Annotated in this window: 15 protein-coding genes; 2 read left to right on the plus strand and 13 right to left on the minus strand. The window is 35.5% G+C overall.

Annotated features, from left to right (window positions below; all coding sequences use genetic code 11):
* Positions 1-124: 124 nt before the first annotated feature.
* Entirely contained in the window at positions 125-2,062 is a 1,938-nt protein-coding gene (locus UGRO018_RS06145) for an InlB B-repeat-containing protein (RefSeq protein ID WP_416325589.1), read from the minus strand.
* A 247-nt stretch (positions 2,063-2,309) separates the two neighbouring features.
* On the opposite strand from UGRO018_RS06145, the gene UGRO018_RS06150 reads away from it, so the two are divergent.
* On the plus strand, positions 2,310-4,205 hold the full coding sequence (locus UGRO018_RS06150) for a BglG family transcription antiterminator (protein WP_416325590.1): 1,896 nt from the start codon (positions 2,310-2,312) through the stop codon (positions 4,203-4,205).
* A 31-nt stretch (positions 4,206-4,236) separates the two neighbouring features.
* On the opposite strand, the gene UGRO018_RS06155 is transcribed toward UGRO018_RS06150, so the two are convergent.
* The 12 genes from UGRO018_RS06155 to nadA all read right to left on the minus strand — a co-directional run bounded on the left by UGRO018_RS06155 (position 4,237) and on the right by nadA (position 15,630).
* A complete protein-coding gene (locus UGRO018_RS06155; RefSeq protein WP_416325591.1) occupies positions 4,237-5,031 on the minus strand; it encodes a Nif3-like dinuclear metal center hexameric protein in 795 nt (264 codons plus the stop codon).
* Between the two features lie 13 nt (positions 5,032-5,044).
* Complete coding sequence (locus tag UGRO018_RS06160; protein WP_416325592.1) at positions 5,045-6,346, minus strand: PTS sugar transporter subunit IIC; 1,302 nt, start codon at positions 6,344-6,346, stop codon at positions 5,045-5,047.
* A 26-nt stretch (positions 6,347-6,372) separates the two neighbouring features.
* Positions 6,373-6,666, minus strand: a complete 294-nt coding sequence (locus tag UGRO018_RS06165) for a PTS sugar transporter subunit IIB (RefSeq protein ID WP_416325593.1) — start codon at positions 6,664-6,666, stop codon at positions 6,373-6,375.
* Positions 6,667-6,678: 12 nt separating this feature from the next.
* Positions 6,679-8,079, minus strand: coding sequence for a glycoside hydrolase family 1 protein (locus UGRO018_RS06170; protein WP_416325594.1), 1,401 nt, complete (start codon positions 8,077-8,079; stop codon positions 6,679-6,681).
* The gene (locus UGRO018_RS06175) at positions 8,073-8,396 is read right to left on the minus strand and encodes a PTS lactose/cellobiose transporter subunit IIA (protein WP_416325595.1); all 324 of its coding nucleotides are present in this window, start codon (positions 8,394-8,396) and stop codon (positions 8,073-8,075) included. The genes UGRO018_RS06170 and UGRO018_RS06175 overlap by 7 nt, the downstream gene beginning before the upstream one ends.
* Positions 8,397-8,555: 159 nt before the next feature.
* Positions 8,556-9,305 (minus strand): ChbG/HpnK family deacetylase, encoded by a 750-nt coding sequence (locus tag UGRO018_RS06180; protein WP_416325596.1) that lies wholly within the window; start codon positions 9,303-9,305, stop codon positions 8,556-8,558.
* Positions 9,306-9,321: 16 nt separating this feature from the next.
* Positions 9,322-10,731, minus strand: a complete 1,410-nt coding sequence (locus tag UGRO018_RS06185; protein WP_416325597.1) for a PTS transporter subunit EIIC — start codon at positions 10,729-10,731, stop codon at positions 9,322-9,324.
* A gap of 81 nt (positions 10,732-10,812) precedes the next feature.
* Complete coding sequence (locus UGRO018_RS06190) at positions 10,813-11,649, minus strand: PRD domain-containing protein (RefSeq protein WP_416325598.1); 837 nt, start codon at positions 11,647-11,649, stop codon at positions 10,813-10,815.
* Positions 11,650-12,076: 427 nt separating this feature from the next.
* A complete protein-coding gene (locus tag UGRO018_RS06195) occupies positions 12,077-12,625 on the minus strand; it encodes a transcription repressor NadR (RefSeq protein ID WP_416325599.1) in 549 nt (182 codons plus the stop codon).
* A 34-nt stretch (positions 12,626-12,659) separates the two neighbouring features.
* On the minus strand, positions 12,660-13,514 hold the full coding sequence (gene nadC / locus UGRO018_RS06200; RefSeq protein WP_416325600.1) for a carboxylating nicotinate-nucleotide diphosphorylase: 855 nt from the start codon (positions 13,512-13,514) through the stop codon (positions 12,660-12,662).
* Positions 13,483-14,700, minus strand: a complete 1,218-nt coding sequence (locus UGRO018_RS06205) for an L-aspartate oxidase (protein ID WP_416325601.1) — start codon at positions 14,698-14,700, stop codon at positions 13,483-13,485. The genes nadC and UGRO018_RS06205 overlap by 32 nt, the downstream gene beginning before the upstream one ends.
* 24 nt (positions 14,701-14,724) lie before the next feature.
* A complete protein-coding gene (gene nadA / locus UGRO018_RS06210) occupies positions 14,725-15,630 on the minus strand; it encodes a quinolinate synthase NadA (RefSeq protein WP_416325602.1) in 906 nt (301 codons plus the stop codon).
* Between the two features lie 803 nt (positions 15,631-16,433).
* Here nadA and UGRO018_RS06215 point away from each other — a divergent pair.
* A complete protein-coding gene (locus UGRO018_RS06215) occupies positions 16,434-16,868 on the plus strand; it encodes a hypothetical protein (RefSeq protein WP_416325603.1) in 435 nt (144 codons plus the stop codon).
* Positions 16,869-16,891 lie beyond the last annotated feature (23 nt).

Consider the following 16,891-nt stretch of genomic DNA (forward strand, 5'->3'; position numbering starts at 1 on the left):
TAATCTTCAAAAGATTACAATTTTATTGCTTTCTATTACTTATCTAATGGGAAAATATAGTACATTTTTTATGAAAACTACTTCCAATATATACAAAAAGCAGACCGAATGATCTGCTTTCTATTTATTTTGTGCTTGTTTTCTTTCTTTGTTTTATCATCAAACATCCACCAAGGATCGCAACCCCTGCAAGAAGTAACGTCATATCATTTCTTTGTCTTGCGGTTTCTTTGATCGTATGAGATGGTTTCTTATTTTCTACTGATGTTGTATTCTCATTACGAGAAGTATCCTTTTGTACATCTGATTCATCTTTCTCTTTCACAGCTTCTTTTACTGTAAAGCTAAGTGTTACAGGTTTTCCATTGTTCATAATGATAATTTTATGTTGACCGATAGATAACGTATTTAAGTATGCGCTGTCAATTGTCATTTCAGCATCTGAAGTTAATTTATAGGCTTCATTAGGCAACTTCGTTCCTGTTAGATTCTCCAATGCTGTAGAAAAGGTAACTACCATATGTTCCTTACTTCCAAGAATATGTTCACTCTTAGATGTCTTTATAATAGTAAATGCTGTTTCATCTTTTTCTTCATCGTTCACTTCATCTTCTACTGTTTTTTCTTGGAAGATTGCTTTGACTTCTACATCAGATTCCGGCATCAAGAAGGTATCATCCTTAACTTCAATATTACCTTGAATAACTTCCCATTCTTTAAATTCATAACCATCTTTTGGTGTTGCCGTTAGGGTTACCTTTGTACCTGCTTCTACACTTTCCACATTAGCAGATGCAGTACCATTTCCATCATTGCCTACCGTTACTTGATAGGTGGTAGGTGCTATCTGTTTATATACCGCTTTTACTTTCGCAGTATAAGAGCGCATATAAAATTGCGTTTCTTTCGATGTTGTATCATCAATGTCAATCGGATCTCCATCCACTTTCCATTCTACAAATTCATATCCCGGTTTCTCATCAGCTTTTAGATACACATACTTTCCTGCATCTGAAGCCGTAATTTTTTCCCCCTTATAATTGTAAGCATTCCCACCATCTACGATGATCTTATAATTATAAACTGCATTTAAATTCACTGCATGATTCGGCATAATGAATTGTGCTTTTTCAGTATTACCACCTAATAGTGTATCAACATCATAAAAATCTTCGAATTTTTGTACACTATGTACAGCTGTCCATTTTTGGAATGCAACATCTTCTTTATCAGGAGCAACTGATACTAAGGTACCTGGTTTGATATAACCAGATAAGGTATTTCCTTCTTCATCATAAGCTACACCGTTTTGAAGATTAAGCGCATAGCTTTGTGCTGTTTCTGTCAACGTAACGATATTCATATCGCTTTTGATTTCTTTTACTAACCACTCATTTGTTTCACTACCTTTAGGATCTAAAAACAATGTATCTGATACACTGGCATATCCTGTATTTGAATAAAATATCCCATCGGCTGCTAAGAAATAAAAACGATACCCATTGGTATGATTAAGATCATTGATCCCTGTAATGCGATCCCCTGTATAGATGATGTCACCTACTTTGATATCTTGTAATGCAACATCTCTTAATGCAATATCAAAGGTAGTGTTCGTTTTTACTTTGACAGAGTGATTTGCATTTTTCAAATATTGTTCTGGTATCTCTGCTTCTACAATTTCATAAAATGGTTCTTTAGGTTCTCCTGAAAAAACAATATATGCGTCAATTTTCATATAGTTTTCCCTCTTCTGAACTGTCGCTGTTAAACCATCAGGTAAATTTTTAAACCATGAACTAACATCATCCCCATTATGTAGATTTTGAAATTCATCATGTTCTAAACGAATCACTGAACCTATTTCATTATTCATACCTACATACATTCTAATACGATCCTTCTCTGTATGAAAATTCGCACTTGTTTCTCCACTTTCTTCTTGTACTGCTCTCATGTTGCTTCCTTCTGCCATAACCGGTGTTATGGTGAACATCCCTAATGTTGTCGCAACAGCAACAGAAGCTTTCGCTATTTTTTTATTCTTCTTTCTCTTACTCATATTCTTTTTCTCCTCCTATGCTCTAAAACAAAATCTTTTTTATTATACTGATACTGTTTTTTCCTGTCATTTAATTTTAAAGTATTCAGAAATTAGTATAAAAAAGCATGTTGTTCTAGCAAAATAAAGCTTCTTTATCAATAATACGTATGATAAACATATGATGGAAATGAAGATTCTATCTTGTATGGTTAGATATCCGATTCACCTAGTTGTATAATAGTATTCATAGAAAGGATTAGATATTATGGAACCTTTTACGCTTAGACAGTTAAAATTACTACAAAGTTTTCACCCAAAAGAGACGCTAACCGCAAGTCAATTAGCCAAAGAATTAAAAGTATCAGAACGCACCATAAGAAATGAAATCAAAACAATATCTCAAAGCTATCCTTCTTTAATTTTATCCATCAAAAGCAAAGGTTATCAACTCAATGAAAAAAGTCCTCATCTACAACTGTTAGAAGAGGAAGGTGGTATGTCTAAAAGAACAAGATATTTGCATATCATCAAACAAATTCTTTCGCAAAAAGAATGTGATTATTACCAATTAGCAGAGGAGCTTTATATTAGCGAAAGTACATTGGATAAGCAATTATTCAGCATCAATCAAATCATTGAACGAAGAAATCCTGAAATGCAAATCAAACGAAAAAACAATAAACTCTATATTGATGGAGATGAAAAAACGCATCGACAGATTTATACATATCTGATGAATCATGAAATGGATCAATATAATTTTAATCTTAGTAACTACACTGACTTTTTCTACTCTTGTGATATCAATGAACTTAAGTCCTATTTCCTTTCCTTCTGTGAACAGCATCACTTAAAGCTTCGTGACTTTGAAATTATATCCTTTATTTTACATATCGCTATCATGTTGGAACGTGTCAATAAAGGCAATGAGATTACAAGTATTGATGGCTATCGACCAAGTGAGGAAGCCGATCAACTTACACAAGATTTCTATCAAGGCCTTTCTCAACGTTTCTCTGTTACCCTATCTGATATGGAGCTTCGTTATTTATCTTGCCTGTTTTCGGGAAAGATCTCAGATATTCAGGATACCAAAGTTCAGGAGTATCGTGGGTTCATAGAAGAACTGCTTCATGATATTTATCTAACATATGATTTAGATCTTCATCAAGATCAAGAATTCCAAGAAAACTTATTAATTCACTTATTAGGTCTTGATAGTCGCATTCGCACGAAAAGCTATCTTAGTAATCCTTTGATCAAAGATATCAAACTACACTTTCCGCTGTTATATGATATCAGTGTATACATTGCTATGAAGATCCAAGAGAAAGAACAAGCAACATTGTTAGAAGATGAAATAGGTTATCTTACCTTGCATCTCATGAATGCAGTGGAAAAGATTCAAAAGAATACCTATCGTAAAGTCGTAATCATTAATCCGATCAGTCAAGCTGCTGTATCTTTTCTGAAACAAAGGCTTATCAAAAGCAGTGAGTTGACCATAGAGATCAGTGCTACACTGTCTATCTTTGATATAGAAAAAATCAAGGAATACCATCCTGATATGGTCATATCCTTTCTTCCTATATCAGAAGCTATCAACATTCCACTTTATGTTTGCCATGGCTTTCCTAAAGATGAAGATATGAAACGAATCGTTCAATTATTAAAGCAACGAAAACAAGAAGTACAGATCGATATTTGTTCCTTTTTCCATGAGGAACTATTCTTTACAAATGTAGATGCCACTTCAAAAGAAGATGCCATTCATTTCCTTTGCGAAAAGCTTTTATCTCAAGGCTATTGTGATGAGCATTATGAAGAAAAAGTTCTTGCGAGAGAAAAAATAGCACCGACTGCTTATGGTAATTATTTTGCCATACCACATCCAATCGAAAAATGTGCCTTTCGCAATGCTGTGGCTATCTGTATCCTAAAACAACCTATTCATTGGAATAATCGTAAGATTCGTTTGATTTTCCTGTTTTCCTTATCAGCGGAAAAAGATACTGCTTTTGATGATCTATTCCAAATGCTTGTCAGTTTGTTAAATGACGTAGGAAGAGTAAAACAATTAGTAAAAGAAGATCATTTTCATGCCTTCCTTCAATTATTCCAATATCATGATACATTACCAAATAACGAAAAAGCTTTCTGATTATAATAACAGAAAGCTTTCTTATATATATTTAGCTATTCCCCAGGAAATAAGAGACATGATAACCATCATCTAGATAAGTAACATCAATATCCGGAAAATGTTGTGATAAATAAGGTACCATCGCCTTGATACCGGCCTTTTCACTACAAGAATGTTGTACAACAATCATGGGAATATTTTGATCAATTGCATATTGTCCGGCATCATATGTTTGCATACCATCTTCACTGACAATAACTGCATCAGGTTGATAAGGAAGCATAGCATAGATATTGGTCGCAGCTCCTGTTCCGATAGCGATACGATGAATCTTTTTATGGATATCTCCAAAAACATACACTCCCTCTTCACCATCCTGTGATAATGCATTGGCGATATGTTTTGCCAGTTGTGCAACACTCATTTCCGGTATGTTTGCGCTTTGATAATAGGAAGTGATCTTTCTTTCATCAAAGGTGAATCCTAATCGCTTTGCCCATTGATCACTCACTCCTACTTGAGGTATCAGATCCCATACATCATGACAGCGATATACGGTGATGGAATGCTCACTTAATAATCTTTTTTTCTCTTCCGCAGAGTGTATTGCCGCACTCATCATCTTTGTGGAGCATTGATAAAAGGGATTCTCATGGGTAATAATGAAAGAAATTTCTTGTTGAATCGCCTGTTTTAAAACCTGTTTTGTCATTACCCAACAAACACCGACTTTATGCAGTGTTTGTTGTTGTGCTTCAAACAGAATATGATCTCTTGTTTGGAAATCTCGATTCACCCATGTTCCTTGTGCCTGTAAAAATGCAATGATCTCTTGATAGTTCATAGATAGATTTCCTTTATTCCTCTTGGACTTCTTCTGATTCTAAAGCAATGCATTGTCGCTCATGCATTTTAAAGAACGGTAAATAGATCAAGATATCAATAACCAGAAGAACACAAACCAAGATCATTGCTCTGATATCCAGAGTAGATAAGAAGGCTCCGGGGATATTTGGCATTTGCCACGATAACATAGAGAAGGTTCTTCCTATTAAATTTGCTTTCATTAAGACAAAGGCCACGATTGCATTAAAAGTAGAAGCAAATAAGAATGGAATCAGATAGTATGGATTCAACATGACAGGAACACCGAAGATGATTGGTTCGCCGATACCGAAGAATGCCGGAACGATACCAATACGACCAATGGTTTTTAATTGCTTAGATTTGGATCGAAACAACAGAATCGCAAGAGCTAGTAAGGCTCCAGCACCACCGATTGCTACGAAATAAACCCAAAACGGTGTTGTAAATACATGTGGAAGAGCTTCTCCCGCCGCTTTTGCCGCTGCATTGATGGATAAATTCCCATCACGAATTGGCGCAAGGATACCGGATAATGCAGCATCATGAATTCCAAAGAACCAAAAGAAATGAACAAGTAATGTCATGATAACAGTAAACAACAAACTATCTGCAGCTTGGAAAGATGGAGCCATCGCAGTATAGATAAAGGCCGGGAAGGTTGTATCGAAAGCGTTGAATAATGCAAATATTGCCACATAGACCGCAATAACGATAAATCCCGGTACCAATGACGCAAAGGTTTCTGATAGAGAAGGCGGTACACTTGGTGGCAAAGAGATCCTTCCCCAATTATGAGAACGCATAAAGTTATAAGCTTCTACTGTCAGAATGGAAATCAGAATTGCAGGTAAAATACCCCTACCATCCATATAGGATATTTCAACGACCTTACCATCCCAACCAAGTTGTTGAGGTGTCATAACCAACATTAAGAAACCACAAACACTTAACATCATAGGTGTCAATAAGCTTAGTTTAAAATGTCTTGCTAAATAATACGTAATTGCCATACATACATAGACAGACATACCACCAAGGGTCAAAGCACTGATCCAATTCAATAACAAGCTATTTTGTTCAGCAAAGGATGCCCATGCCAATAAAAATCCATTGGTCGTTGTTTCTGTCACAGGCGCAGCACCGATGACTGCGGTCACACCACCCATTAACGTAATAGGCAATAAAGAGATGAAAGCATCACGAATCGCTCTAAGATGACGTTGGGAGCTTAGTTTATTTGCTAACGGAAGAATGTGTTTCTCAATTCTTTCATTTAATGATTGAAATGTCATAATTTTCTCCTTCTTTCTTTTATGATTTATTTTTCCCCTACTATCTTTTGTATTTCTTTCAATACACCTTTACCATCCATCATACCATAATGCTGAGGTGCAATTCCTTTTACCGGAATGCTGACTTGAGAACTAATGGTAGGAATCTGATGACGAATTTGCGGTCCGACCAATATCAGATCTACACCTTCTACATGTTGCATAAATTCTGCTTCACCATAAGCCTTTACTTCCATGGTACCATTGCTTGCTTCTTCGATCCTTTTGGCTAATATTCCCGTAGACATTCCTGCGTTACATACCAACATAATTCTTTTCATCTTTATTACCTCCTATAGATCCTTTCTTTGAATTTTAATGTTTCCAGTGATCATGTCTTTATACCATCCATAACTCTTTTTTGGTTTTCGTATCAAATCATGTTCAAAATCAATAGCTACCAACCCATATCGTTTTTCACATCCGTTTTTCCATGAGTATAAATCAAAAGCACTCCATGCAAAATAACCCATCATCTTTACACCGGCATCAGCAGCATTCATCATGGCATTGATGTGATCTTCCATAAAAGAAATACGATAATCATCTTGTACTTGTTCAACCGTTACATCCTCATACATACCAATGCCGTTTTCTGTAATATAAATCGGTAATCCATATTTTTCATGTACTTCTTTTAGACCTTCTTGTAATCCTTTAGGATAAATTTCCGTATCCCATTCTGTATAGGTACTATTAGGATCATGCATTACCTGTTCAAACCAATGTTTTACAATGACCTTACTAGAGCCTTTTCCCTCTTTTCCACTATTATTCACAACAAAGGTCGTTTCTCCTTCTGTATAAGGCTTTACCAAAGTTCTGGAATAATAATTCAAGCCTAAAAAATCCACTGTATTCTCTCGTATGATTGCCAACTGTTCTGGTTTCATGAAAGAAATATCATAGTTTTTCGATAATTCGCTCAATAGATCGATCGGTATTTCACCTTTTGCGGCGGTATCTAAAATCCAGTTATTACAATAGTTATCTGCATAACGCATTGCAATTCTTGTTTCTATGGTATCATCTACACCATTTACCGGGGTAAAGCTATGTACGATCCCTACGCTACCGGGATAACCACTTTCTTTAAATGCTCTTACTCCCAATGCACTTGCATACATCACATGATAAGCAGCAATGATCGTTTTTTGTGTATCTCTGAAACATGGGGGATAATTACCTATCAAATAACCACTACATACAAACCATTTTGGTTCATTGAACGTTACCCAATGTGTAATTTTTTCATGGAAATGATCGTAACAAACCTTAGCATAATGCTCAAATGCATCACAAACTTCTTGATTTAACCATCCTCCTGTTTCCTCCCAATATTGCGGTAAGTCCCAGTGATACAAAGTCACAAATGGCTCTATTCCATACTTATGACAACAATCTAATACTTTGTGATAAAATGCAATCCCCTTTTCATTGATTTCTCCTGCTTTATTTTTTATGATACGAGGCCATGCCAGCGAAAAGCGGTATGCATTCTGTCCACCCTCTTTCATCATTTTGATATCTTCTTCAAAATGATGATAGTGATCACTTGCCACATCTCCATTTTCTAATTGCTCTTCATGTAAGTAATGATCCCACATTGACTCTACACGATCGTCTAGATTCCAAGCTCCCTCGCATTGATAAGATGCTGAAGCACCACCCCATAGAAACTTTTCCGTTAACATTGCTTTATTTCCTCCAATTTCTGATATAGCTCAATCATTTCAGATGTCATTTCTACTGCAACTGCAGATGATGAAATGTGATCCTCTGCATGAATCAATAACAAATCAAGATCAAGCTCTTCTTCATTTGCCATCTTTCTTAACAATTCCGCATGAAGCTTTTGTGCTTCTATCAATTCTTTTTTTGCTTCTTCCAGTTTGAGTGCCCCATTTACTTTATCTTGGGCTTTATAACTTGCCAAAGCTTCATATGCAGTGCTTCTCGCATTTCCACTATGTAAGATAAGCTGGAAGGAAAATTGTTGTGTTTCAACCATTTTGATCATCCTTTCTTTTGACACCTATATCATAAACAAAAGTGATAACATTTTAAAATTTCGTTTTGCCGTTAGGTAACGGCAACTTAAAAAACGAAAATCTCCAAAAAAAAACACTGTCAGAATGAATCCTTCTAACAGTGTCGTTTTTATCTTTGATCATAAAGCATCATAGGTAACCAACGTTACATCTTCTTGTTTTAACCATGCTTGGATATTTGGATCACATGCCATCTCTACCTCTAATGCTCTGGGTATCGTTAATGAGGACTTTTTTAAGATGTAAGCATCTAAATAACCGGGATGACAAACAAGTACCTCACATGCATCCTCATGTGCTTGTTGTACCATACGTTTTAATGTCTTTTCAGGATCATAATCCGGTCTTTGACTTTCCAACCACATATAAACCTTAGTATCACCGACTATCATAGCTTCTCCTTCTGCAGGCATACCTGAATATTTTAAGCCATGTCTTTTCGCTACGATTTCCAGTCCTTTAAAGAAATTTACGCTAGATACAGCATGTCCTTCAAAATATTGCGGTTTTCTCCCAATCAACTCCATAAACCGTTGATATTGTGCCTCTATTTCAAGAATAACCTCATCTAACACCACAAAATCCTCTTTCGCTTGACGATATTCTTTTGAAGATTTAAATTCACCGAATTCATTCGTGATGCTTGGAATTAATTTTGGGTCTGTTAAAGGTTTCCCTACACATATATTGGTATGTTGCCCATAACAAACTGGTACGTCTTTCAATAAATCCAATCCATGCATAACAGATGGCATATTTGTCATAACACCAACGGAACCAATGATACCGTCCTTTACGCTTTTTGCTATACCATAGTTGACACCTTCACTATAGCCCAAATCATCTGCTCGAATCAAAATTTTTTTCATTTCATCATCCTCTTTCCTATTTTTTTACTACGGGATCGTTCGCATCATAACCAAAGAAATAAGTTACCATTGCGGCTACCACAAAGCCGATTGCACAGCTCATCATTCCATGTACCATATTCATAGAAGGTCCACCAGCAAATGCCGTTAAGCCAATAAAACTTGCTACCGGTACCATGGCATAACAGGTAACATGCATAATACCAGCATACAATCCACCTGCAAAGCCACCTGCAATCAACCCAATAAATGGTCGCTTAAATTTCATACCATTTCCATATAAGCCCGGTTCTGTTACACCACCTATGATAGAGGCAATAAAATAACCAAGGGTCAATGATTTTTCTTCCTTATCTTTGATTCGTAAGAAAGAACCGATCAGCATTCCGGCAACCGATATAGAAGCAATACATCCTCCCACAGATACAAGGTTTTCCTGTCCTGCCTGTGCAAATACGATGACCAAGGAAGTAATGAATACAACATGCATACCACTCATGACCAAGAACTCCCATAAAGCCGCAATCAACGCTACCGCAATAAATCCAATATATGGTATCTTATCTAATCCTAACAAAAAATCACAAATATAGTTACCTATAAATGAACCAACCGGTCCCAATGCACATAGACAAATCGGCAACATAATTACGATGCTCAAGAATGGTACAAAAATTGTTTTTAAAGATTGTGGAAGTATTTTCTTGAAGAAAGACTCTATATAACTCATGACCCAAACAGACAATATGATGGGTAATAGTGTTGAAGAATAATTTTGTACTGCACATGGAATACCGAATACACTAAAAGTGGTTCCTTCCACTGCCATAGCGGTAAATGTCGGATGCATCATGATACAGCCAAGAAACATACCAATTACCGGTGTCACATTGAATTTCTTTGCGGAAGTATAGCCCAATACTATAGGAAAGAAATAAAAACCTGCATCCCCTACGAAAGTAAACAAGGTATATAAGTCATCACTTTCACTTAAGACATTCAACATGCTTGGCCCTAGTACCGCCACTAGCATCTTAAACATAGATGCTGCCATCATCAATGGTATCAAAGGTACAACACAACCTGCCAATGCTTCTAAAATTTGACTGCCGATAACCTTAGGTGTTAATTTCTTTTTCTCCTTAACAACATCGTCATCTATTGCACTGCTCACCTCAAAATCCCCCAGAACACACACAGCCTTATATACATGTTCCACTGTCTGCCCTATGATGATCTGAAACTGTCCACTGGAAAATTGACATCCCAATACTCCTTTCATTTTCTTGATATTCTCTACATTAACTTTACTTTGATCCTTTAAATTAAAACGTAATCTTGTCATACAATGTGCCACAAAGGTCACATTCTGTTTACCGCCAATTTCAACAAGTATTTCACTTGCCATTTGTTCATATTTTGTCATATTTTTCTCCTTTTCATTAAAAACACCCTCAACTCAAAAACCACATGATCATCATGTAATCCTTGCGCTGAGGGTGATGCTCTATCGGTGACAATCCTCTCTTGCACATAATCGATTGATATGTAACATTAAATATAATAATTCTTCATCATGAAGCTCCCAATCCATTTCTGATGTTAAATACTCTTTGATATGTAATACACAATCATACGTTTTCGGATATTGTGTCCTTACATAATCAAACATCGTTTTATTTTCACTGGATATGCTGTCATCTTTTTCTTGTCGTTTTAATAAATACAACACATGAGATACAAATCTAGAATAATTAAAGCTATTTTTATCGATGTGAATCTGAAAATCAGCCCCTATCAAATCAGTGATTTCATGAATTACTTCATCATTGTTTGGCATCTGTGACGATATGGATGTCACAGTTTCAGCGTTTACAAAATGCATAGCGATATTGCACGCTTCCCCTTTAGGCAGTTTGACCTTTAAGGTTTGTTGGATCATTTTCACTGCACTTTCACCTAATGCAAATTCAGTTTCATATAGATGCTGAATATCATTATATAAAGGTGTCTGAATATGGATGTTTTTCCTAACTCGTTCTATCGCAAAATTGATGTGATCAGCTAGTGTAAACACAACGTTTGGACTTAGTTCACTGTCAATTTTCATTCTTGCGATATCAACAATTTTGGCCGCAACTTCAAGCACTTCGATTGATAACTCATTCAATAGATTGTAATACATGGTATCCACATCATAAAAGGTACGTTGTATCACATTTAGATCCTCAATCTCATAAGGACAGGCGTGAAATCCAATACCGGTTCCCACAGCTATCAACTCTCGATGATGATCATCCATACATAACGCAATATTGTTGTTTATTTTTTTTATCACCTTCATCGATTCACACGCTCCTTTTTATGATGCTCAACTTTATGTTTTGCCCAATTATGTTTATCCCTTCTTTCTTCTATTTTAACACATTTCCCTTTGCTAGAAACAAATAAAAACTCTTCAAGATGAACTTCACCCAAGATACATATTACCTGTTTCTTGAAGGTGATGCCTCCCGAAGAGTGACAATCCCTGTTGTGTTTACATTTTAGCAAGCGTTTTCATAATTGTCAATAGAAAAAATAAAATCTATAGATCAGATCATAGAAGAAACAGAACAAGAGGATCAAAGAGGATGAGATGATATTGCGAAAGGGGTTATGATTCTTCGCAAAGTAAGAAATAGGTCAAGAAAATAATAGAAGATCATTTTAAAGAAAAAAACATCAGTAATTCGAAAATTACTGATGAAGATAACGATAGAAATAAGGTTTTATTCTTCCGATTCTTCCTCATAAGGAAACAACTCTGCGATATATTGTTTTTTTCTTAGACTTTCTTCTATCTCATCCAATATTTCATTTGACTCTGCAGATACATGATGAAAATGATAGCCTGAAGTCACAGACATCAAAGGAGTAGATTTCCCTGTAGCTAAATCATGAAGCAATAATTGAATATCACGACGGTTCTTAATATTTAAGGGTGCGGACATTTTTCCATATACACGATGATTGACCATCACATCTAACACGCTACCACCTAAATCAATGATTGTTTCTAACTCATCTCCAAGTTGTTCATTGGTATGATGAACTTTAAATAAACGCACCATCTGTTTTGCATCATTCAATAAGTATCCACGTGCTGTTGCCATAATCGGATAACCCTGTGTTCGAAGGAGTGCAATATCCTGTACAACTACTTGTCGACTGACACCTGTTTCTTTACCAAGTGCACCTCCGGATAAAGGCGTTGATGATTCTCGCATTAATTGAATAATTTTTTTTCGTCTTTGTGTACCACTTAAAACCTGTGCCATGTAACTATCAACCTCCCTTCGAATCACATTAATACTATTCGACAACCTTTAAATGTTTCAGACTGATATCTAAAATCGGTGAAGAATGTGTCAAAGCTCCACTTGATACATAATCTACACCTAGATCAATGATCCACTTAATATTTTCTTTTGTAATGTTCCCTGAACATTCTGTTTCTGCACGACCATCGATCCAAGTAATGGCTTCCTTCATCTGTGCAGGTGTCATATTATCAAGCATAATGATATCAGCACCGGCCTTTACTGCTTCTTTTACCATCTCTAAATTTTCTGTTTCTACTTCAATTTTACGAACAAAAGGTGCATGCTTTCTTGCGGCATCGATAGCTTCTTTGATACCACCTGCAGCATCGATATGATTATCCTTTAACAATACGCCATCAGATAAATTGTAACGATGGTTATAACCACCACCTACTAGTACTGCATATTTTTCAAATACTCTCATACATGGCGTTGTTTTTCTAGTATCTACCAAATGCGTTTTTGAACCTTTTAACATATCAGCTACTTCTCTGGTATATGTTGCGATTCCACTCATTCTTTGTAAATAATTAAGTGCAGTTCTTTCACCGGAAAGAAGCACTCTAATATCTCCGGTAACGGTAGCCATCAATTGCCCATTGGTAACTGAATCACCATCCTTTACTTCAAATTTAACACAAGTATTCGGATCAAGCATTGTAAACACTCGTTCAAATATTTGTAATCCGGCAATGATACCATCCTCTTTACAAATCAGCTGTACCTCACCTTTTTTATAATCCGGCATTATGGAAACGGTAGATACATCCTCTCCATTAATGTCTTCTTCTAAAGCCATTCTGATAAATTTATCAGCAACCAACTGCATCGTAATCGGATTCATTTTCTCTTCTTCCTTTCCGGCAAGCTGTCATAGATACAGCTGCTCTTTTCGCAAAAACTAGACTTTCCAACAAACTATTGCTGGCAAGACGATTCTTCCCATGGACTCCATTACAGCTTGTTTCACCTACTGCATATAAATGTTTCATGGTAGTTTCGGAATTACTATCTACATGGATACCTCCCATAAAATAATGTTGAGCAGGTACTACAGGAATCGCCTGTTTGGTAATATCATAGCCTTCTCTCATACATTCTTCATATATATTAGGGAAATGACTCTCTATCGTTTCTAAAGGCACATTCGCAAAGGAAAGCCAAACATGATCTTTCCCATCCTTTTCCATTTCTTCAAAGATTGCTTTCGATACGATATCTCTAGGTAATAATTCATTAACGAAACGTTCACCTTTATCATTTAATAAAATAGCACCATCTCCTCGACAAGATTCTGATATCAAAAAGCTTCTTCCTTCTCTTTTTGAAAACAAGCTTGTAGGATGAATCTGTACATAATCTAAATGATCTAGTTGAATTTCATGTTGTTTACAAATGTTTAAAGCATCCCCTGTTAAACAAGGATAATTGGTAGAATGAGCATATAATCCACCGATTCCTCCAGTAGCCATTACACTGAATTTACTGTGTAAGTACAACGTATCCTGATGTTGATCAACAGCGATCATTCCTTTACAAACACCATCTTCCACAAGGATATCTGTCATTTTTGTATATTCCATCAAGGTAACATTAGCAAGTTTCTGTACTTGTTCAAGTAGTGTCGTGGTGATTTCCTTTCCGGTTATATCTTTATGGAAACAAATTCTATTTCTAGAATGTCCCCCTTCTCTTGTATATAACAGTTCACCATGCTCATCCTTATCAAAATCGACGCCCAATGCCATTAGATGATCGATGATTTCACGACTGGAACGTATCATGATATCTACACTTTCTTTTGTGTTTTCAAAGTGCCCGGCACGCATAGTATCTTCAAAATAAGGCTCATAATCTTCTTGATCCCTTTGCACGCAGATGCCACCTTGAGCGAGCATAGAATCACAGCTTTTTAAATCCTCTTTGCATATCATAAGAATTCGAAGAGATGTCGGAAGATTTAAAGCGGTATATAATCCTCCTACACCACAGCCAGCTATGACAACATCATAATATAAATCCTTTTGCATCTTTCGTGCCTCCTTTAAGGCCGTTTATTTTGCCAGCTCCAACATACGTTTTAATGTATTCTTTGAAGGTTCCACAATTGCCTGTGGAACGATTGCATCATTGTCCCCTGTTGTTAATACTTGTATGATCTTATCTAAGGTAATCTTTTTCATATCCGCACAAATCGGTGTTGTTTCAGGGAAAAAGAATTGTTTTGTCGGATTTTGTTTTTCCAATTCATATCGTACACCAACCTCTGTTGCGATAATGAATTGAGTAGCATCACTTTTGGTTGCTTGTTTTAAAATTCCTGTTGTCGAACCAATATAATCAGCAAGTGCTACTACCTCTTCATTACATTCCGGATGAGCCAATACTTCAGCTTGTGGATATCGTTCTTTTAAATCCTTGATTTCTTTTGCCAACATCTTTTCGTGAATCGGACAATAACCATTGACAAGTACAACATTTTTTTCTGGCACTTGTTGAGCAACATAACGTCCTAAATTTTTATCCGGTATGAATAAAATATTCTTATTCGGTAGATTTTTCACAATTTGTACTGCATTAGCAGAAGTGACACAAACATCAGACCAAGATTTAATCTCTGCAGTTGAGTTAATGTAACATACCACTGCTAAATCTTCATAACGTAATCTAGCTTCTTCAACCTCTTGCTTCGTGACCATATGTGCCATAGGACAATCGGCTGATGCATCCGGCATCAATACAGCTTTCTCTGGATTTAAAAGCTTTCCGCTTTCTCCCATAAAAGATACTCCACAGAACACGATGGTTTTATTTGATAGTTCAGCCGCAACCTTACTCAAATAAAAAGAATCTCCTACATAATCAGCAATTTCCTGAACCTCTGGATTCACATAATAATGAGCAAGCAATACGGCGTCCTTTTCTTCTTTCAACTGTTTAATTTCTTCCTGTTTTGTCATATCCTAGATTTTACCATTGTAAGAACAACGGTATCTTTAACTCCCTTTCTTATTTTTTAATGTATCCGCATCAGTATAACATACCATCTTTCATATGACAAGACACCTGTAAAGAAAGATTACACAAATTGTCCATAAGATGATATCACACTTATTAGAATCAGTATGGTAATACTTATGATGTAACGAATAAGCAAACATTTGATACGTTTAAACAAAAAACCATTGACTTTTAATACATGAAATCTGCATTTTTATCATATTGGAACATTTGTTCCTGATTTTCATGTTATGACATAAATTTCACTCAAAATGCTTCACTCGTTGCAGAATATCGTCACTCATTGTAAAATTCCTCATTTGTTATTGATAATATAATGAATTTAAGAGATGATATAAAGTTACATAAAAATTGATTGCACTTAACGAATAAGCAAACATTTAATACGTTTAAACAAAAAACCGTTGACTTATTGATACGTGTTATACGCAAAATCTGCATCTTATCCATTTTGGAACATTTGTTCCTAATATGGATGTTATAATATAAAATTACATAAATTGATAACACTTAACGAATAAACAAACATTTGATACGTTTAAACCAAGATCGTTGACTTTTCTATACGTGTTATGCATAAAATTTGCGTTTTAATCATTTCGGAACATTTGTTCCTGATTTTTATGTTATGATATAAATTTCACTCAAAATGTTTCACTCTTTTCTTTAAAGATTGACTAACATGAGAAAACGTTTTATGATGAAAGCAAATATAGGTAAAGCTTTTATGGAGTGTGATCATATGAAAAAACATATTAAAAAGAGGTATCTTTTCATTGTTGGTATTTTGGTTGTAATGATTTGTAGTATAGGTGGGTATTATGTTTGGTGTGCTTATCATCCTGTAATCAATATAAGAATCAGTGAAGGTAGTAGCATTGCAGAAAATCTCAAACTAGATACTCCGGCAATTTCTATTGCGGGGAAATGGTATGATGATCCTGCTTCAGCCATCGTGCATGATGTTAGTGATTTGATTATGCAACATGAGAATGTCATACAACAAGTCAAGGATGGCTACAAAGAATCTAATATCAGCTTAGATATCAAAGAAGTAAATGGTAAAACAGTTTTAAATTATAATGGGACTGCGATAACCAACGATAATAAAAAAGTAGAATATCATAAAGAAATTATATTAGACTTTTCATTAGATGCAACAATATATCCTTCATAAGGATTTCCATAACATAAAAAGCT

This window comes from Hoskinsella mucinilytica (genome assembly GCF_045223415.1).
Lineage (GTDB): Bacteria > Bacillota_I > Bacilli_A > Erysipelotrichales > Erysipelotrichaceae > Hoskinsella > Hoskinsella mucinilytica.